We start from the raw sequence: 19,516 nt of genomic DNA, 5'->3' as shown, positions 1-19,516 counted from the left end.
CCATGTAAGGGCCCCCGCGATGGGTACATTCCGTGGGGGTGTCGCCAACCGAAGGGGTAGGCATGGCACTTCGGAACCCGCCGGGAGCACTGCCCGCAGCCCTGCGACGTGATCCCCGGTTCGCCGAGGCCCTGGCACGGCGCGACATCAGCATGGTCTTCGCCCTGGCCCACAGCGAGGGCGGGCTCAGCTTCAACAAGATCAGCGAAGCGTGCGGCATCCGCGCCGAGCGGGTCAGCCAGATCGCGCGCGGAAACGCCGACGTCATGTCCCTGCCGGTGCTGGAGCGGATCGCGGACGGACTCAGGATTCCGGGTGCGGACTTAGGCTTGGCCGCAAGACCATGGGAGTCCGGGAACCGGGTAACTCCCGTACAAGATCATGGAGATGGAGACGATCCGATGAAGCGCCGCGATGTGATGCGCGGCGCGCTCGCTGCCGGTCTGGCAGGTACCGGGCTCGCCGCTTTAACGTCCACCCGCACCGACATCGACGCAGCCCTTGCCGCCGACCACACCCATCCCGATCTCGGCTACTGGGAGTCGACCGCCGAGCGATACGGCTACGGCTATCACGGCCAAGCCCCGGCCGACGTTCTGGCGAACCTCCAGGACGACCTGGAGGAGATGAAGCCCCTCCTCTTCCAAGCCCAGACCGACAAGAGCCGCAGCCAGCTGTGCCACGTCACCGGGCAGATGGCTGGCATGCTCGCCATCGTCCTGCACGATCTCGGCAACCACCGCGAAGCCCACCGCTGGTTCGCCACCGCCGGACGGGCCGCCCAGCAGTCCGGAGACCAGCTCCTGCACGCCTGGGTTCTGGGCCGCGAGGCCATGGTGCCGCTGAACTACGGCGCCCCGGCCGCCGCCGCGAAACTCGCCGACCAGGCCCGGCACCTGGCCGGCGAGAGCCCCAGCGCGGCTGCCGCCCTCGCGGCCGCCGTCGCCTCACGCGCGTACGCGATCGGCGGCGACCGCGACAAGGCCCTCGGCGCCGTCGCGGATGTCGAGCGCCTCGCCGACCGGCTCAGCCCCCAGCAACGTGCCGACACCTGGTTCGGCTACCCGATGCAGAAGCATCAGGTCCACATGAGTCAGGCCCTGACCCACTTGGGCGAGACCCGCCGCGCGTACGAAGCACAGGCCGCCGCCCTGCACCTTTCACGAGCGCCCTCACTGATGACACGGGCACTGATCGCGATCGACCAGGCTTCCTGCCTCGTTCATGACGGCGACCGGGAAGCCGCTGCTCACGTCGCTGCCCAGGCATACGGCGGGCTCCCAACCTCCTACCGCAACGGACTGACCCAAACCCGGGCCTTGGCCTTGTGCCGGGCACTCCCGGACGACACCCCCGGCCGTGACGGTCTGGCCGAACTCCTGAACGTCGCCTGAGCGGCTCCCACCCTGGTCGCTTTGGGGATGCCCTCGCTGCCACGAGTAGCGAGGGCATCCGGGTGCGCCGCCATTGTGGAGAAGTTCAGCGCCGTCGGGCCTGCGGCGGCTGTTGAACCGGTGTGACCGGCAGCGGGTGGATCGGGGCGTCGGCTCGTGGTGCGGTGCTGCGGGCCTTGGCTGCCTGGGCGCGGGGGCCGGGTGCGTGGCGTTGGCCGAGGCGGTGGATGCGCCAGGTCAGCGCGCGGGCGGGGTGGCGGGCGTCGTTCAGGGAACGCTGGCCGAGTGCCTGGTCGAGGATGGTGGCGGCGTTGTGGCCGGTCGCTTCTGCCTCGGCGAGGACGGTGGCGAGGGCGTCGAAGGCGGGGTCCTGGAGGATGCGTTCGGCGTGTTCCGGGGCGGCCTGCTGGAGGTGGCGGGCGTAGCGCTGCTTGGTCTGGATGCCGGGGGTACGGCGGGCGAGGTCGTTCAGAGCCGGAGCGGCGACGTGGGCGTACGCGGCCTGGAGGTGAACGAGGGCCTGTTCGGCTGCCGCTTCCTGTTGGGCGTGCTGGTGTTGGCGGTGCCAGTGCCTGGCGAACGCCACGGCGATGAGGGCGGCGTCCAGCAGCATCGCCAGCCCGGCCCCGTCGCCGGTCGCGGAGGGGGTGCGCAGGATCGTCTGGACGCTGTGGCGCAGGACGCGGGCGCTGTCGAGGTCGGCGGTGATGCGGGAACGGGTGGCGCGTTCGAAGGCGGCGGCGGCCTGTTCGAGTTCGGTCCTTGCCGCAGCTGGTGCGGTGAGCGTTAGCAAGTCGAGGGTTCCGCCGAGCGCGACGAGCTGGCCTTGGGCCATGTGCTCGTCGCCGTGGGTGAGGTGGTCCGGGATACGCTCGGTGGCGGCGGTGGCCTGGTGCCAGGGGTTGGCCGACCGGGCGACGACCGGCTCGGGTCCGTAGCCGTCGAGGCGCCGGCGAATCTTGGGCAGGGAGAGGTCGCCGGCAAGGGTGGAGCCGGAGAACCACACCGGCTCGTCGTGCCGGTTGAGGTCGCCGGGCAGGGCGACGCTGTACCCGAGTACGTCGCCGGACGGCCCGGTCTTGGGCCGCACGCTCACGCCGGTCGCCTCCAGCAGCGCGAAGAACTCAGGTTCGCTGGACGCTGCGGCCACCGCGCGGCGCACGCGCATGCGCAGGATCTCGCGGGCTGTGGTGTCCTGGCCCTGGCGCTTGGCCTTGAAGTGCTCCTTGCTGGTGGGGCGTTTGGCGGCGGTGCCGTCGCCGGGCTTGAGCCGCCGGAGTCCGAGGTCGGCCTCGATCTTGCGGGCTTCGCGCTGGACGGCGCGCATGTCGTGGTCGCGGCGCGGTCGACGGCCGTCCTGGCGTACGAGAGTGGCGGCGATGTGGATGTGGTCGTCCGCGTGCCGGACCGCCACCCACCGGCACGCTTCCTCATCGCCTTCGGGAGCGATGCCGGCGGCGGCCACGATCCGGCGGGCGATGTCAGCCCACTGGGCATCGGTGAGGATCGGGTCCTCGGGCGCGGCCCGGACCGGGCAGTGCCACACCGTGGTCTCCGGGGCCTTGTCGCCCAGCATCTTCATGGGCTGATCCAGCTGCGCGGCGAGCTGGTCCTCGACGTCTTTCGGGTTGCGGTGGGGGCTGCGGCCCGGGTCGGGGGCGAAGCCGTTCCAGGACGACACGAGGTGGGGGTCGGTGTGCTCGTTGGCGCTGCCCGGCCCGTAGAGATAGCCGATCAGACGACGCGTGGCGCGCTGACCCTTGCCAAGGATGATCTTTGGTATCAACAGGTCACCGCTCCGAGGTCACCTGGGCGACGGCCACGTCCACGTCGTCGATCGACGCCTCGACCCGGCTCAGCAGCCGCCACACCACGTCCGGTGCGGGCCAGGCGCCGTCCTTGTTGAGGTGCCAGGTGAGCTGGTTGAGGTTGTTGCCGATCTGGGCGAGCCGTCCGTTGGCAGCCATCAGTGCCTTGACCATGGCGCGGTAGTCGGCGACGGCCGCCGTGGGGTCGTCGGCGCGGGCGGCAGCGAGGGAGCATTCGGCGACGTAGCCGCCTGGCGCCATATCGCTCAGGGCAGCGGCGTTCTTGACGAGGGCGAACTCATCGTCGTTGTAGCGAGGGTGGAAGCGGCGCTTACGGAGCTGCTTGTCACGCAGACGGCGGCGCTGCACACGCTTCTGCGGCACGGTTGACGACGGCTTGCTGGTCCCCGTCCCGGTCGGCTCCCCAGGGCCGGCCGACCCCGGTGCCCCCTGGCGGCCGGGTGCCTCCGGCCCCTGTGGGGCGGGGGCCGGGTAAGGACTCCTTACCCGACAACTTGCTGCGCCTGGGGCTGGAGTGGTGTTGATCTTCTGCTGGGTAGTGGGGGATCCGTGGTGCGGGTGTGTCATCGATCAGCGGACCTCGGGGTGTGGGTGGGGTCGGTGTGAGTGTTGAGGCGCTGAAGGACCGTTGCCATGCGGTCATTGCGCAGGGGGATGTTGTGGGCGCGTAGGAGTTCGCGGAGTTGGGCGCGGGTGAGGTGCGGATTGCCGTCACGGGTCAGGCGGGCCTGCGCATGGGGACGCAGCCGCTCGGCGATCTCGTCGTCGCTCAGCCGTGGTCGGGGCCTGGCCGGTCCGCCAGGGCTATGAGGGGACTGGTTCTCGGGGACATCCGTCCCCATCGGCTGGTCCCCGAGGGGGAGAGGGTGGGGGCGGGGACCGTCGGCGGGGTCCCCGCCGGAGTGGGTTGGGGACCGGTCCCCGCTTGATCTGACTCCCGGCCGCGCACTGGGACCGTCCCCGTCATCGCGGTCCCCATTGCTGGTGCGGTCCCACTGGGAGTTGTGGGGTTCATCGATTCTGGTGGGGGCGGTCCCTGATTCGGCGGTCGGGACCGTTCCTGGGTTTGCTGCCGGGGTTTCGGGGACCACGGCCTGTTCGCCTTCGGGACTGCCCGTCCCTGGGGCACGGTCCCCGCTGGTGTGCGGAGGGGTGGGGACGGGCGGTTGGTGCGGGGTCGGTCCGGGAGCGTTGTGGCCGGTAGTGGACTGGACGGTGTTCGCGCCGGCGGGGTGGTGGCGGGTGATGAGGATGTACAGGTGGACGGCGCCTGCCAGGGCGAGTGGGGCGAGGGTGGACAGGGTGGCGACGACGGTGTCACCCAGGTGCAGCCCGCTGTCGGGTGTCTGCTGGTTGAGGCGGACGGCGTGCAGAGCGTTGGCCCAGATGCTGGCGGCGGTGGCGGTGCCGAAGAGGGTCCACACGTACAGGCGGGCTGGCAACGGGGCGGTGGACAAGACGAGCAGCGCGCGGACGCCGTAGGCGATGAACCCGTCGATGACGAGGGGGAAGAGGTAGGTGAGCGGGCCGCGGACGTGGATGGCGACGGCCATCTGCTGCAGGGCGTCGTAGGACAGGGCGCAGCCGGCACTGCCGAGCGCGATGACGGCGGCGCGGTCCCAGCCGGTGACGGACCGGGCAGACGTCGAGAGGGTGCGTGCGGGCAGGGAGGGGTGGGGCATGCAGGGCTCTCCGGAGGGTCCGCCGCGCCTGTGGGCAGGGGCGGGCGCGGACGGAAGGGGGAAGCGGAAGGGGTGCCGAAGGCCGTAGGGCCTGTTACTACGCGGCGGGGCGTCGCCTGCGGTCGGGGCCGTCGAGGATGACGCGGTGGGTCATCTCTGCGAGGCGGGAGGCGACGCGGTCGCCGACGGCGGTGCGCAGGTCGGCGATGGGGACGTTGGTAGTGATGAGGGTGGGGAGCTCGTGGACGTACCGGTGGTCGATGAGCCGGTAGGTCAGCTCCTCGGTCCACTCCGATGCTTTGGCGGCGCCGAGGTCGTCGAGGAGCAGCAGCGGACTGCGGGCCAGTTCCTGGAAGCGGCGTTCGCCGTCGTGGCCCTGGCGGGGGCGCAGGTTGGCGTGCAGTTCGGCGGTGGTGGTGGCCGCCCAGCGCAGTCGGACCCCGGCGGCGAGGAGTGAGCGTATGGCGCCGTACGCCTGGTAGGTCTTGCCGGTGCCGGTGGGACCCGCGATCAGCAGCGAGGGACCGTGGGCGATGCCCGGTGCGCCGCCCGGTCCGGGGCGTCCGGCAGCCGCGATCTCCTCGGCCCAGGCCGATACGTGGGGGTGGCCGGCCAGGGCGTCGCGGTAGCGGCGCGGGATGCGGGCGTCGGCCAGCTCCAGCGCGGTGACGGGTTCCGGCGGCGGTTCGGCGGCGAGCACGGTGGTGAGGTCCAGGTTGTGGTCGGCCATGATCGCTCCCAACCTGGCCATCAAGCGGCCGTCCCGTTGGCGTGGTTCGCGGGCAGGGGCCTGTGTGGTCACAGGTCACCCCCGTAGGCGGCTTCGACGTCGGCGGGGTTCGTCCACGGCCGGTGGGCAGCGGCACCGGTGGCAGTCCGGGGGGTGTTCATGGCTTCGTTGACCAGGCTCGGCAGCAGGCCCACGGACAGGCCCTTGGCGCGCATGCGGTCCATTCCGGCGCGGATGTGGTCGGGGGCGATGCCTTCGGCCAGCAGCTTGCTGACCTGTCGGCCGAGGTGGCCGAGTACGTCGTTGGGCGGGCGGTGTTCGCATGCGGCGATGTACTCGCCCACCAGGTCCTTGGCCGAGACCGAAGCTGTGGCGGTCTGGGGCGCGGGGGCGCTTGCGCCCCCCACCAGAGGTGATCCTAGATCCAGGATCCTAGGTCCTAGATCCGGACACGGAGGGCTCACCGAGTCCTCCGTGAGCCCTCCTGGAATCCTCCGTGATGCCTCATTGAAACGCCCCTGAGCTGCAGGTTCTCCGTCCGTCACCGAAGGCTCCCGTGCAGGGCGGGAGTCCTCGGTGAGGACTCCGGGAGGGCTCACTGAAAGCTCCGTGAGTCCTCCGCGATGGCTCCCGGCGGGCTGCGCGGGGCGTCCGCCCTGGTGGTGGGGGCAGGCCGGGCAGCGGCTGCCGCTGGGCCGGTTGATCTTCTGGTGCCGGGCGAAGGAGACGATGTGCAGGTACCGCTTGCCGTCCTCGCCCTCGTAGCGGCAGAGCAGACCGGCCGTGTGGAGCTGGTTGAGGTCGTCCTCGACGTCCATGGGGCCGTGTTCGGGGCGCAGCGACCACAGCAGTCCGGCGATGACGGCGGCCTGGTCGCGGAAGCGGCCGTGGTCGTCGGCCTGGGTGAGCAGCCCGAAGAAGGTCCGCTCGGCGGACAGGGAGACCGCAGCGAGGGACTCGGACGCGAACGCCTCGGGCTTGATGGTGCGGATTCGGGCGATGTCGATCGACCGCCTTTCGGAAACGGTGGCAGGGAAACCGGCGGGGCCGGGGTGGATGGACAACACAGCCACACCCGGTGCGCGAAAGTCCAGACCTAGCTCTGGAATTCAGTAAAAGCCGTTCGCCGGTCCGGTGACTGTAGACCCGAAACCCCGGTCGCCGAAATCACCCCGAAAACCGCCGAGGTTCGGGTCATCGCTCACGGCAGACAGGAATGCCTTCCCAAGCGTCCGGCGCGCAAGCTACAACACACCCATGCCGCCACGCCCCCTCGAAATCGGACCCGCCGGAAAGGCCGCCGCCCAGGCCATCGAACGCACCCGCGTCGCCTGTGGCTACTCCCAGCGCCAGCTCGCCACCCGCGTCACCGCACTCGGCCGACCCATGACCTTCACCGCACTGTCCCGCATCGAACGCACGGTCCGACGCTGCGACATTGACGACCTCGTTGCCATCGCCGCCGCCCTCGGAACCCCTCCGCAAACCCTCCTCGCGGAGCTTCCCGTACGGCCCGAGTCGGTCGGGGTGGGCGCAACATAGCCGACGATCCCCGGTTTCCCAAACCGGGGATTCTCCGCAGCATTGGTGGTCCCCGACAGTGGCCACGCCCCGTGCGTGGTGGGCTGCTTCCTATCCCCTCTTCTGCTTAAGGATCCTCGCTTGTCTGCAGTTCCCTCGATTTCCTCCGGTGGTCACTCCGCATTCCGAGGCGGCGGCCTCGCCGTCGACCGCGCGTTCCTTGGAGTGAAAGAAGCGGCCGCATATCTCGGCCTTTCGCCCAGGACGCTGTACGTCTGGCGTCACCGGCGGCAGGGGCCTCCCAGTTTCCGCATGGGTGCCCACGGGCGCGTGACCTACCGCCTCGATGCCCTTGAAGCCTGGATACGCGAACAGGAGCAGGCGGACTCCCGCTCCAACCCCGCCCTCGCCCCCGTGAACGCCGCCCCGCAGCGGCGTGCCGCGTACTCGGCAACCGTCTGACGCCTCCCGGCCGACCGTCCCCACCCCCTACCTGCAAGGAAGCACTTGGCCGGCTACATCGAAGACCGCTGGATCAACAAGAAGAAGGACCCCGCCAGCGGCAAGCGGGAGCGCACCACCCGCTATGGGAAGGGCTCGCGGTACCGCGTCGCTGGGATCCCGGGCGTACGGAACATGTCGTTCGACACGCTGGAGGACGCGAAGGCGTGGCTGCGCAGGGCCGGGACCGACAGCGAACGCGGCGAGTTCGTCGACCCGCGCGACGGCTCCATCCCGCTGGCCGACTACGTCACGCGCTTCTGGAAGGAGGGCGTACGGGGGGCGCCGGGCACGGTCAAGCGTGTCGACGAGCGCGTACGCCTCCATATCCTTCCGCACCTCGGCACGGTGGGGCTGAGGGACATCTCCGCGACCGTCCTGCGTGGCTACGTCGCCACGCTCGAAGGTGAGTGCGCGCCGCGCTACGCCCGGCAGATCCTGACGACCCTCTCGAACATCTTCGAGACGGCCATCGACGACAAGCGCCTGGTACGCAACCCGATGCGCGCGAAGTCGGTGCGCTGGCCCAAGGTGCCGGAGGACCAGCGCGAAGCATGGCCACTGGAGACCGCGCAGCGCGTACGGGACTCGATCAAAGCGCGGTACCGCATCGCGGTCGTGGTCGCGCTCGGCTGCGGACTGCGGCAGGGGGAAGCCTTCGGTCTCTCGCCGGAAGACATCGACTTCCAGCGCGGGATCATCCGCGTACGCAGGCAGGTCCAGCTGCTCAACGGCCGCTTGTACTTCACCCTGCCCAAGGGCGGGAAGACGCGTATCGTCGACATGCCCCGGTCCGTCGCCGCCGAACTGGCCGCGCACTTCCTCCAGCACCCTGCCGTCGAGGTCGAGTTGCCGTGGGGCGGGCCGGAGCCGGAGCGGGAGAAGCGGACGTTCCCGCTCGTGCTGACGACGACGTACGGCAACGCGCTGCGGGCGAACATCTTCAACGACGAGGTCTGGAAGCCCGCCCTCGCGGCAGCCGGGGTCATCCCCATGCGGGAGAAGGGAAAGCGCTGGAAGGCGTCCCGCAAGGACGGATTCCACGTGCTCCGGCATACCTTCGCCTCGGTCATCCTCGAAGCGGGCGAGTCGGTCGTCACCCTGGCCCGCTGGCTCGGCCACTCCAGCCCGACGATCACCCTCGACCACTACGCCCACTTCATGCCGGAGGCAGGTGGTAAGGGGCGTGCCGCAGTCGACGTACTGCTCGGCCCGGTGGCCGAGTACGTCTCTGAGGACTTGGCCGTGGCCTGAACAACGGGTGGCACAGCGCGCGCCGTGCCACCCGTTCTGGTGTGCGGGTACTAGGCCGCAGGGGTTGCCCGATGGAGGGCGTCGTGAGTGTCGTGAGTGACGGTGCTGAGAGAGAGAACTGGGTGGGGCAGCTGAGGGCGACGTCGGGCACTGGGGCGGCGGGCGACGGCTGGACAGTAAGGACGTATGTGGTGTCGAGCAGCGTCGACGCATGGCACTGGGCGTGGATGTGGGTCCTTGCCCAGACTGTCGGCGGCACCTAGCGGAGGCTGTTTGGCGGTGGGAGCTGGAAGAGTTGAGGGTTGCACTTGGAGCGCTGTGACGTCATTGCCGCCTTTTGCGAACCAGTTGCCTTGTGCTAGCCGATCAGCGACACGATGTACCGACGCGTATCGGGACGGGGACGGGCGGGGATAGGGTCGCGCTAGTTGTTGGGCTCCCTGAGAGCCCGGGAGTCTACTGTCGTGTCCTGGGGGAAGTGGTGTGCGATGGGACTGCCGGGCGGAACAGCCGACAAGGCAGGCAACCGGTACGAGAACTGGTGGACTGCGCTGAGAGTGGCAGAAATTCTGCGCGGCGAAGCTTCCCGGATTCGCCTTGAGCCTCCAGGGCAGGCTGGCGAGGGCATTGAGTTTGAGCTCGAGGCCAACGACGGCACCTGGTGCGATCAGGTGAAGGACGTACCTTCCCGAGGACCGTGGAATCTGCGTGCGGTGGGTAGGATCCTCCAAGCGGTCGCCGGTCACCTTGCGGACGGCAAGAAGATGCGTCTCGTTCTCTCGACTGGATCGCCCGAACTGCAAGGACTCGCCGAGCGCGCCAGGGCTGCTGTCACGCTTGCCGAGTTCGAGGAGATCCTCACCCAGGCCCAGGAGCCTCACTTCACAACAATACTCGGGCACTGGACTGTGGACGGCGAACCCGTCACCCGGGAAGTTGCCTGGCGGTATTTGCAGGCTGTGTATGTGGAGCAGTATTCGCCGGAGAACCTGCAGCGGCTGGTACACCTCACCTATGAGCACTTGTTCGTAGGCTCGCCCGAAGCCATCGTCAGACAGCTGAGTGGATACCTGGATAGCCGCCTGCACCAGTGGCTCACGGCTTCGGAGATCCGTAGTTACCTGCTGTCTCTGGACGGAGTCCGGCCCCGTTTGCTGGCGGGAGACAGTAACACCCTGACTGCCTTGGCAGACACTGCCAACAGGTTCTTGCGACGCGTCCACCGCAGCAGGCCCGCCGTCGGGATGGCCGCGCGCCCCCATGCTGAGCAACTGTACGACCGGCTGGCGGCAGATGATGGTCCGCAAATCGTGCTGTGTGAGGGGCGGGCTGGCTCGGGCAAGTCGACAGTCGTTGCGGATGTACTGGTGCGCTTTACAGAACGGGGATGGCCGGCCGCTGCTGTCCGCATGGACGGAGCCGACCCGACAGTACAGACTGCGGGTGACCTCGGAGCCAGGATGAATCTGCCGGATTCCCCGGGGGTTCTGCTGCCCGGAGTCGCGAGCGGAGGGCCAGCGCTCCTCCTCATCGATCAACTGGATGCCGTCAGCCTGTACAGCGGCCGGATGTCCGACGCCTTTGAGGCTGTGGAGGACCTTCTCGCGCAACTATCTGTCACGCCGAACGTCAAAGTGCTCCTAGTCGCCCGCACCGTTGACATCGACCAAGACAGCAGACTCACGCGACTGGCTGCCGACACTGCCCGGGTGTTGAGGTTTCCCATCGGAGAACTGGCCGAGGAGACGGTGCGGACGGTCCTCGCTGCCGGTGGGAATGATCCTGAGCGTCTGGGCCCCATGACCCTGGAGCTGCTGCGCACCCCCCTGCACCTTGCCGTCTTCGGCAGCCTTTCACCTGTAGCCCGAGCAGTGTCCTACCGGACGTTGCAGCAGCTCTACGACCGGTACACCAAGGACCTGCGTGAACGCATCGAGCTGCAGCTCGGAAGCCTCGACTGGAAGGGGATCACGGGCACCCTGTGTGCCTTCATGAGTGAGCGCGAGACCCTGCAGGCACCCTTCGCCCTCCTTGACGGCTTCGCCAGCAAGGAGATTCGGGCCCTGGAGTCACACGGTGTCCTGGTGGGCGACGAAGAAGGCACCGGATTCTTCCACGAGACCTACTTCGACTATCTCTTCGCCCGGTCTTTCCTAACCACGGGAAAGGACGTCCACGACTTCCTGGCCGACTCCGGACAGCACTTGTTCAGGAGAGCCCAGACCCGTCAGATTCTCGAGCACCTTGCCGGGACAGACCGTGACCGCTTCCGTACCACCACAGTGCAGCTGCTCGATTCTACCCGGATCCGCTCACACCTACACGACGTGATCACGGCCGTACTCGGGCAGCTTGACGCCACCCGTGCGGACTGGCATGCCGTCGAACCGATCGCCTGGGGCCCGACCTCAGCAGCCACTAAGGTACGTCGCCTACTGGCGCGACCCGCTTGGTTCGATGCCGCCGACCACGACGGCAGGTGGGAACGCTGGCTGGGCGCCGCCGAGACCGTCGACGCCGCGTTTGCCGAACTGCTAGTTGCGGCACGGCACAGGTCGCAAAGAGCCACAGAACTGGTGCGTCCTCACATCGGCACCACGCCCCAGTGGCGACAGCGCCTGCTGGCGCTGGTGGAGTGGTCACTCACTTCTGAACTCGCGGACTTGACTGTCGAATTGATCCATAGCGGTCACGTCGATGAGGTCCGTGGCCGTATCGCAGTCAACAGTGACTTCTGGTCTCTGCTCTACACCCTTGCCGAGACGGATCCCGCTTCATCAGCCCGACTCGTCGGCGCCTACCTCGATCGGCAACTGACCCGAGCACACGACGACGGCCTCGACGATCCGTTCACCGGTCCGTACCTGTCGAATCATTCGCAGACCGCCTCCACTGTTCTGTCCAAGATCGCCGGAGGTGCACCCAAGGCGTACGTGGACCACGTCCTGCCCTTCGTCATTGGCATCGCCGAACCCGGCAACGTCCCTGACCGGCAGCCGGGCAGACCTTGGGGATATCGCCGCTTGGGTGGCAGTAGTGTCGATGCTGAGCTCCTCTCCGCCCTCGACGCCGCATTGCGCGCATTGCCCGCCGCAGACCCGGCCGCGGCCGCCAGCATCCTTCGGAAGCTGAGCGACTCCACGACTGAGATCTCACGCTTCCTCACCTGCCGCCTACTCACCGTCGATGGCGTAGCCGACGAGGCGATCACCTGGCTGTGTGACGATGAACGGAACCTCAGCCTGGGCTGGGTGGACAGCCCCCGCTGGGCCTCCCGTGAACTCATCGAGGCCGCTACACCCCACTGCAGCGCCGGCGCACTCGACCGTCTGACAGCCACGCTGCTTGCCTACTACCCTCCATGGGAGCACCGGAGGGGGAAGGGCCAGCCCAGCCGGTGGGGCTTGGCCCAGTACGAGCTACTGTCAGCGGTCTGCTCTCCGCGCCACAGCGACGAGGTCCGACGGAGGCTTGCTGAGCTGAAACGGAAGTTCCCCGGATTCACTGCATCCCCACCTTCTGAGATCTTCACCGCATGGGTCGCTTCTCCGATCAGCGACCACGCAGCCCAACACATGACCGATGAGCAATGGCACCGGGCCCTCGACAAGTACGCTCGCCCCCAGCCCGATCGGTTCTGGCCGCCGCAGGGCGGTGTACACGAGCTCGCCGGCACACTCGGCTCACGCGCACAACAAGAGCCCTCCCGCTTCGCCGCCTTCGGTCTTACCCTCGGCCCCGACGCGCCCGGAGCGTATCTGTGCGCGATCGTGGACGCAGTCGCAACCCACCTGGACACTGACCAATGGGAGCAGCTGGTCGTCCATGCTCACCGGAACCTCGGCCAAGAAGCTGCCTTCACGCTCTGCCGGGCCCTGCAATCGGCCCCGGATCACTGCACGCCCGCCCTGCTTCCCATCCTCGAGACCTACACGACGGCCGCCCAACCCGAGAGGGAAACATGCGAGCTGGACGAGGAAGGCACGCGCACTGATCTGCTGACGGCCGGCCTCAATTCCACCCGTGGCCAAGCCGCCCTCACCTGCGCAGCCCTTCTCTTCCGCGATGCTCGGCACCTGTCCGCGCTCAGACCACTCCTCCTCCGGCTGGCGACCGACCCCGTAATCGCCGTCCGTGTCTGCGCCGCCGAGGCCGTACGCGCCCTGATGAACCACGATCCGCAAGCTGCCCTGGAGACAGCAAGCCAGCTGATGACACATCAGGACCTCAACGTCCACAACGCACAGACCACCCAGCAGTTGCTCATCCACGCTTTGGCCCGCGACCCAGCTCGATTCGCCCCCCACCTTGCCCAGGCGCTCGATGGTCCTCGACAGACCGCGGAACTCGCAGGTCAAACCTGGGCTGTGGCCGCCCTCCAAGGCAACCTCACGGCAGATCTGCCCGTCACCGCACAACAACTGAACACCATCGCCCGGCGTGGTGCTGCCGCTGTCCTCGCCCGCAACCCCGAGCACTACCCGCGTCTGCTGCCCCTGTTCAACGACTCCGACGAAGGCGTCCGCAACAACGCTTCCGCCGTCATGAGGTACGCCTTCGATTTGCTTCCGTCCCAGGCCGAGGAGCTCGTGCAGACCTTCCTCACCAGTCAGGCGTTCCCAGACAACCTCGGGCACCTTGCCTTCGCGCTCCACGATCCGGCCGGCCCACTGCCGCAGACGGCATTGGACGCTTGCGAGCACATCATCTGGCAGGCGGGTAGTAGCCTGTCCGACATCCGGAACAGTCATGCAGCTTACGGGCACTACGTGGTCACGGCGGTCCTGCGCCTGTACCGACAGAGTCCACCCGCCATGCGTACCCGCTGTCTTGACATCATTGACAGCCTCTCCCGAGCTGATGCTCCAGGTCTCGACACGGCTTTGGAAGGCGAACGCTGATACTCCTTCCCGCAGACTCGGTACCTCTAGGCTGTCTGCACCGGTTGACCGCGTTCAGGAGAAGTGCTACCTGCGAACCACGGTTCGTACAGTCGTCTCCCCCGTCGTGGTGTAGCCGATCACGGTCTGCCACCTCCGCTTCGGAGCCGTTCGGTACGTGCTGCTGCGGGCAGCCTGGCGATCACTACTGGTCCCGGCTCGGTGAGTCCCAACGGTGCCACCGGCGAAGGCGATTGGGAACGGGACCTGGGCTTTCGCCAGCTTGATCGGCTACACCACGAGAAGGGACGCCATCGTTCGTACGGCAGAGCAGAAGGAGCAAGGCCGTGCAGTAGACGTCGAGCGCCGGAGCCAGCGCGACGACCCGCTCCCCAGTGCAGCGCATTCTCCCCAGATTCTCCCCAGGCCGTCGAAGCAGGCCACAAGAGTAGTTCGCCACTGCGAACTTCAATGACCTGAGCGACTTGCTCTCTATAGCCAGTCCCGCCGCTTGAAAATGAAGTACAAGCTCACACAAACCCCCGCCATCAGCAGAATTGCGAACGGATACCCAGCCGCCCACTGCAACTCCGGCATGTTCTCGAAGTTCATCCCATAGATCGTTCCCACCAACGTGGGAGCAAACAAAATGGCCGCCCAAGACGAGATCTTCTTGATCTCCTCGTTCTGTTCGAAGCCCGCCTCCGCCAGTGCTCGCATCTCCGCGTTCTGTTGCTGGGTGACCAGGGTCGCGTTGACCGTGAGGATTTCCGTCAGGGCCTGGCGGAAGCCGTCCACGCGTTCGCTGGTGTGGGTGACGTGGTCGGCCACGTCGCGGAGGTAGCGCTGGAGTTCCTCGTCCGTGCCGTACTTCGCGAAGCCCGCCATCAGGGCGTGGAGCATGCCCACCAGGGGGCGGGTCGCGCGTTGGAACTCGACCATCTCGCGGGAGAGTTCGTAGATGCGGCGCGAGACCTCGGGGTCGCCCCGGAACACCTCGGTCTCGATCTCGTCGATGTCGTTCTGGACGCCGGAGACGACCGGGACGTAGCCGTCGACCACCGCGTCCAGGATCGCGTACAGCACCGCCTCCGGGCCCAGTGCCAGGAGCTCCGGGGACTCCTCCATGCGGCGGCGCACGGCCGACAGGTCGGGGGCGGCGCCGTGGCGGACGGTGATGAGGAAGTCGCGGCCGACGAATACGTGGAGTTCGCCGAAGTCGACCTCCTCCGGCGCGTCGAGGTAGCGGGCCGCGCGCAGGACCACGAAGAGGGTCTCCCCGTACCGTTCCAGCTTGGGGCGCTGGTGGGCCTCCAGCGCGTCCTCCACCGCGAGCGGGTGGAGGTCGAACTCCTCGGCCAGGGAGTGCAGTTCGTCCTCGGTCGGCCGGTGCAGGCCGATCCACGCCATGCCGTCGGGCGTCTCGCGCAGCCTGCGGAACGTCTCCGCGAGCGTGTCGGGGGAGGAGACGCGGCGGCCGTCGCGGTACAGCGCGCTCTCCACGACGCTGCGGTGGTCGTGGGGTACGGGCCCGGGCGCCGTCGGCGCGTTCGTCGCCCGGGGCGTGGGCGCCGGGGGGTCCGGCGGCGCCCCGGGCTGGCGTCGCCAGGCGTGCTTCCTCGCCGGCTGTGCCGGGCGGTCGGGACGCGCCCCGCGTTCGGACATTGACCTCACCTCCCGCTCCCGCAGATCGTTCGTCGCCGGGCCGTTCGTCGCCGGGCCGTTCGTCGCCGGGCCGTTCGTGGGGGCCGCCCTCGGCCCTCCGGTGGGACAGCCCGCCGGGTGGCCGCTGGATGCTGTCGGGCAGCCAGCCGCCGGGCGGCCCGCCACTCGGACGACGCCGTGGCAGCCGCCTGACGCCGATGAGCGGTGGCCCGGACACCCGCCCAGCCACTCGCCGGGCAGCCGCCGAACGCCCATGAACGGTGGCCCGGGCACCTGCCCAGCCGCTCGCCGGGCAGTGGCCCGGACAGCCGCCGGCCGCCGGTGAGCGGCAACCCGGGCACCCGCCCAGCCACTCGCCGGGCAGTGGCCCGGACAGCCGCCGGCCGCCATGAGCCGCACTCCGGACACCCGCCCAGCCACTCGCCGGACAGCCGCCGAACGCCGCCTCCGCCCGTACTCGTACAGTCCCGCAGCAGGATATACGCCCCAAATGCCCCCGGCTCGGTGTCCGGCGACCGGGGCATGGGCGGACCTCGCCCCCCCCGGAGCCCCGGGACTGCCGACCCGCCTCCCCAACGGCACCGGTCGGCATCCGGCCAGGGGCGCATGGACGGCCCCTCCCATGAATTTCCGGACCGCCCCCAACCCCCCCCACCCCGCTACCGTGCCCCCATGGCCCCGCACCCCACTTCCAGCCCCACCCCCACCCTCCTCCACCCCCGTGACCTCAACCGCGCCACCCTTGCCCGACAGCTCCTGCTGCGGCGGGCATCCGGGTTTGCGCCGGGGGAGGCCGTCGCGTGGCTGGTGGGGTTGCAGGGGCAGAACGTGAAGCCGCCCTACTTCGCGCTCTGGTCCCGGCTCGAAGGGTTCCGGCCGCAGGCGCTCTCCGCGCTCATCGAGGCGCGCGAGCTCGTACGGATCGTGACCATGCGCTCCACCCTCCACCTTCACACCGCCGACGACGCGCTGACCCTGCGGCCCCTGGTGCAGGCCGCCCGGGACCGGGAGCTCAAGCAGTTCCGGGCGCAGCTGGCGGGGGTGGACCTGGACCGGCTCGGTACGGCCGTACGGGCGATGGTCGAGGAGCGGCCGTACACCATGGGGGAGCTCCGCGAGGCGCTGAGCCGTGAGTGGCCCGGGGCCACCCCCGCCGCGCTGGCCGTCGCCGCCCGCTGCCGCCTGCCGCTGGTGCAGGTGACCCCGCGCGGGCTGTGGGGGCGGTCCGGGCAGGTCGCGCTCACCACCGTCGAGCAGTGGCTGGGGCGGGCGCCGGGGCCGGTTCCCGCGCCCGACGCCACCGTGCTGCGCTATCTCGGCGCGTTCGGGCCCGCCTCGGTCAAGGACATGCAGACCTGGGCGGGACTGACCCGACTGGGTGAGGTCTTCGAGCGGCTGCGGCCGGAGCTCGTCACCTTCCGTGACGAGAACGGGGCCGAACTCTTCGACCTGCCCGACGCCCCGCGCCCCGCCCCCGACACCCCGGCCCCGCCGCGCTTCCTGCCCGAGTTCGACAACCTGCTCCTGTCGCACGCCGACCGCGGCCGGGTGGTCCCGCCCGCCCACCGGGGCCGCGCCTGGAAGGGCAACCAGGCGTTCCGCACCCTCCTCGTGGACGGCTTCCTCGCCGGGGTCTGGCGGATCGACGAGGGGGAGGGAGGGAAGGCGGGGAAGGATCGGAAGGGTGGCAAAGCGGGCGGGGGCACGACGTCGGGCGCCGGCGGGGCCGCCGTCCTCACCGTCGAGCCCTTCGGTCCCCTCACCCCCGGCGTACGCGACCAGATCGTCGCCGAGGGCGAGCGGCTGCTCGTCGAGATGGCCGGTGCCACCTCGTACGACATCCGGTTCGGGAACGTGACGAGTTGACGCCCGGGGAGCGTCTCCCGGCGGACGGGCGACCCCCGGCCTCCCCGGCGGCCTCACCCCCCTACAACCCCACGTCCCGCCCCCTCTGATCCTCGAACGTCTCGCGTCGCAGCAGCAGCCGTGACCGGCCGTCCGCCACCGCCACCACCGGCGGGCGGCCCGTCATGTTGTAGCCGGACGCCATCGAGACCTGGTACGCGCCGGACGCCGGTACGGCGAGGATGTCCCCGGGGCGTACGTCCTGGGGGAGTTCGACGTCCTGCGCCAGCACGTCGCCCGCCTCGCAGTGGCGTCCGACCACCGTCGCCGTGCGCATCGGGGCCGCCGTCGCGCGCCCGACCATGCGGACCGTGTAGCGGGCCCCGTACAGCGCGGGCCGGGGGTTGTCGCTCATGCCGCCGTCGACCGCGACGAACACCCGCTCGCCGGTCCGCTTGACCGCCAGCACCCGGTACAGTGCGACCCCGGCGGGAGCCGCCACCGCGCGGCCCGGCTCGACGGTGAGGCGCGGCGCCGGGTAGCCGAACTCGGCGCAGGCGCGGGCCAGTTCGGCCGTGATGCGGCGGCCGTAGGCGTCCGGTTGCGGCGCGGTGTCGCCCGGCAGGTAGGCCGCCGCGAAGCCACCGCCGAGGTCGAGCTCGGGCAGGGTCACGCCGTGGCGGTCGCGGAGCCGGGCGAGGAACGCCACCATCGTGCGCACGGCCCGCGCGTACGGCTCGGTGGAGGCGATCTGGGAGCCCAGGTGGCAGTGGAGGCCGGCCAGGCTCAGGCGCGGCTGGCCCAGCACGCGCAGCACCGCGTCCTCCGCGTCGCCGCCCGCCAGCGAGAGGCCGAACTTCTGGCCCTCGGTCCCCGTCCGGACCTTCGGGTGCGCGCCCGCCTCGATGCCGGGCAGCACCCGGACGAGGACCTTCTGCGGCGGCGCCGTGGGCGGCACCTGGGCGGCGATCCGGGCTATCTCGCAGTCCGAGTCGATGACGATCCGGCCGACGCCGAGCCGCAGGCCGGTGCGCAGGTCGCGGGGCGACTTGGCGTTGCCGTGCAGCACGATCCGCTCGGGCGGGAAGCCGCGGGTCGCGGCGAGCTCCAGTTCGCCCGCCGAGCACACGTCGAGGCCCAGGCCCTCCTCGGCCACCCAGTCGACGACCGCGCGGCACAGGAACGCCTTGGCCGCGTAGACGACGTCCGCGTCCGGCAGTGCCCGCCGCCAGGCCCGGGCCCGGGCCCGTACCTCCGTCTCGTCGAGCACGTAGACGGGTGTGCCGTGCCGTTCGGCCAGCTCGGCGAGGGAGACCCCGGCGACCGACACATCGCCGCCGGGCGCGCTCACGGCGGAGGCCGGCCACACGGCGGGGGAGTCCAACGACCGTACGAGGAGGTCGGGTTCGGTGGTCATACGGGGAAACCTCCGCGGTGGTCGACGAGCGCGGGGACGGCCGTGAGCCTGGCGGCCCGGTGCACGGGGGCGAGCGCGGGCACCGGCTCCGGCTCGGGCGCGGCGGGCAGCGGCTCCGGCGGCGCCGACCGGCGGGCGCACGGGTGCGCGGCCGGTGTCCGGCGGGCCCCCGACGGGGCCGGGGCCATCAGCTGGGGGTCGAGCGTCAGCGTGGTCACGCCGAGCGGTGCGGCGAGGGCGCGCAGGGCGGGCTCGGCGAGCCTGATCCAGCACTGGCCGGCCCCGAGCACCGCGTGCAGCCGGGCGGCGCTGGTGAAGCCGACGGCGGACCGTACGCCCAGCGGGGTGCGCACGAAGCGCAGCTGCTGTCCTCCGGCAGAGCCGAGCCGAACCGGCACGTACAGGGGCCCTGCCGGGCGGCGTTCGTCGGGGTCCGCGTCGTCGACGGTGAGAATGTCCATGGTGGTGCCCTCCGATGGGGGGCCCGGCCGTCGCGGCCGGGCCGTCCTGGGTGACGCCGCTGCGGGCGACGCTTCGACGTTATGCCCGCGCGCCGGACCGGGCGTCCCGTCCTGACGCGCTGTTGACCCGGGTCCGCCCGTCCTTGACGGTCTTCTAGCGCGCCCCCGGGGGCAGGCGGACGGTCTCTCAGCGCCCCCGGGGGGCAGGCGCGGGGGCCGCCGGGGAACGCGGCGCCGCTGTCGTGCGGCGCACCCCGAGGGCGGGTGCCGGGCCGCTCATGGCCGGGGATCCGGCCCCGCTGCCGAGCGGCGGCACCCCGCGGGCGGGCGCGGGCCG

General features: G+C 70.0%; 14 protein-coding genes. 6 read left to right on the top strand and 8 right to left on the bottom strand.

All coding sequences use genetic code 11. The features are described 5' to 3' along the window. The first annotated feature begins 62 nt into the window (after positions 1 to 62). Positions 63 to 1,394 carry a helix-turn-helix domain-containing protein gene (locus tag AB5J87_RS07650; protein ID WP_369375370.1) on the top strand — a complete coding sequence of 444 codons (1,332 nt, stop codon included), beginning with the start codon at positions 63 to 65 and terminating at the stop codon, positions 1,392 to 1,394. Between the two features lie 85 nt (positions 1,395 to 1,479). On the opposite strand, the gene AB5J87_RS07645 is transcribed toward AB5J87_RS07650, so the two are convergent. From AB5J87_RS07645 to AB5J87_RS07625, 5 genes are all read right to left on the bottom strand, one after another. Continuing rightward, entirely contained in the window at positions 1,480 to 3,180 is a 1,701-nt protein-coding gene (locus tag AB5J87_RS07645) for a relaxase/mobilization nuclease domain-containing protein (RefSeq protein ID WP_369375368.1), read from the bottom strand. Positions 3,181 to 3,184: 4 nt separating this feature from the next. Next, the gene (locus AB5J87_RS07640) at positions 3,185 to 3,586 is read right to left on the bottom strand and encodes a plasmid mobilization relaxosome protein MobC (RefSeq protein ID WP_369375366.1); all 402 of its coding nucleotides are present in this window, start codon (positions 3,584 to 3,586) and stop codon (positions 3,185 to 3,187) included. A gap of 200 nt (positions 3,587 to 3,786) precedes the next feature. Beyond that, entirely contained in the window at positions 3,787 to 4,905 is a 1,119-nt protein-coding gene (locus AB5J87_RS07635; RefSeq protein ID WP_369375364.1) for a DUF2637 domain-containing protein, read from the bottom strand. A gap of 97 nt (positions 4,906 to 5,002) precedes the next feature. Next, on the bottom strand, positions 5,003 to 5,635 hold the full coding sequence (locus AB5J87_RS07630) for an ATP-binding protein (RefSeq protein WP_369375362.1): 633 nt from the start codon (positions 5,633 to 5,635) through the stop codon (positions 5,003 to 5,005). A 68-nt stretch (positions 5,636 to 5,703) separates the two neighbouring features. Then, positions 5,704 to 6,636, bottom strand: a complete 933-nt coding sequence (locus AB5J87_RS07625; protein WP_369383427.1) for a hypothetical protein — start codon at positions 6,634 to 6,636, stop codon at positions 5,704 to 5,706. Between the two features lie 256 nt (positions 6,637 to 6,892). On the opposite strand from AB5J87_RS07625, the gene AB5J87_RS07620 reads away from it, so the two are divergent. The 4 genes from AB5J87_RS07620 to AB5J87_RS07605 all read left to right on the top strand — a co-directional run bounded on the left by AB5J87_RS07620 (position 6,893) and on the right by AB5J87_RS07605 (position 13,812). Beyond that, entirely contained in the window at positions 6,893 to 7,177 is a 285-nt protein-coding gene (locus AB5J87_RS07620; RefSeq protein ID WP_369375360.1) for a helix-turn-helix domain-containing protein, read from the top strand. Positions 7,178 to 7,222: 45 nt separating this feature from the next. Further along, positions 7,223 to 7,618, top strand: coding sequence for a helix-turn-helix transcriptional regulator (locus tag AB5J87_RS07615; RefSeq protein WP_369383426.1), 396 nt, complete (start codon positions 7,223 to 7,225; stop codon positions 7,616 to 7,618). 45 nt (positions 7,619 to 7,663) lie between these two features. Further along, complete coding sequence (locus tag AB5J87_RS07610) at positions 7,664 to 8,911, top strand: tyrosine-type recombinase/integrase (RefSeq protein ID WP_369375358.1); 1,248 nt, start codon at positions 7,664 to 7,666, stop codon at positions 8,909 to 8,911. A 488-nt stretch (positions 8,912 to 9,399) separates the two neighbouring features. Beyond that, positions 9,400 to 13,812, top strand: coding sequence for a hypothetical protein (locus AB5J87_RS07605; RefSeq protein WP_369375356.1), 4,413 nt, complete (start codon positions 9,400 to 9,402; stop codon positions 13,810 to 13,812). Positions 13,813 to 14,283: 471 nt separating this feature from the next. On the opposite strand, the gene AB5J87_RS07600 is transcribed toward AB5J87_RS07605, so the two are convergent. Continuing rightward, entirely contained in the window at positions 14,284 to 15,456 is a 1,173-nt protein-coding gene (locus tag AB5J87_RS07600; protein WP_369375354.1) for a magnesium and cobalt transport protein CorA, read from the bottom strand. 672 nt (positions 15,457 to 16,128) lie between these two features. Between AB5J87_RS07600 and AB5J87_RS07595 the strand changes: the two genes are divergently transcribed. Beyond that, positions 16,129 to 17,322 (top strand): winged helix DNA-binding domain-containing protein, encoded by a 1,194-nt coding sequence (locus AB5J87_RS07595; RefSeq protein WP_369375352.1) that lies wholly within the window; start codon positions 16,129 to 16,131, stop codon positions 17,320 to 17,322. A 61-nt stretch (positions 17,323 to 17,383) separates the two neighbouring features. On the opposite strand, the gene lysA is transcribed toward AB5J87_RS07595, so the two are convergent. Further along, a complete protein-coding gene (lysA, locus tag AB5J87_RS07590) occupies positions 17,384 to 18,718 on the bottom strand; it encodes a diaminopimelate decarboxylase (RefSeq protein WP_369375350.1) in 1,335 nt (444 codons plus the stop codon). Beyond that, positions 18,715 to 19,179 carry an SAV_915 family protein gene (locus AB5J87_RS07585; protein WP_369375348.1) on the bottom strand — a complete coding sequence of 155 codons (465 nt, stop codon included), beginning with the start codon at positions 19,177 to 19,179 and terminating at the stop codon, positions 18,715 to 18,717. The genes lysA and AB5J87_RS07585 overlap by 4 nt, the downstream gene beginning before the upstream one ends. Positions 19,180 to 19,516: the final 337 nt, after the last annotated feature.

Source organism: Streptomyces sp. cg36 (assembly GCF_041080675.1).
Classification (GTDB): Bacteria; Actinomycetota; Actinomycetes; order Streptomycetales; family Streptomycetaceae; genus Streptomyces.
Note: the sequence above shows the minus strand (reverse complement) of the source record. Positions and strands in the feature narration are given on the sequence as shown.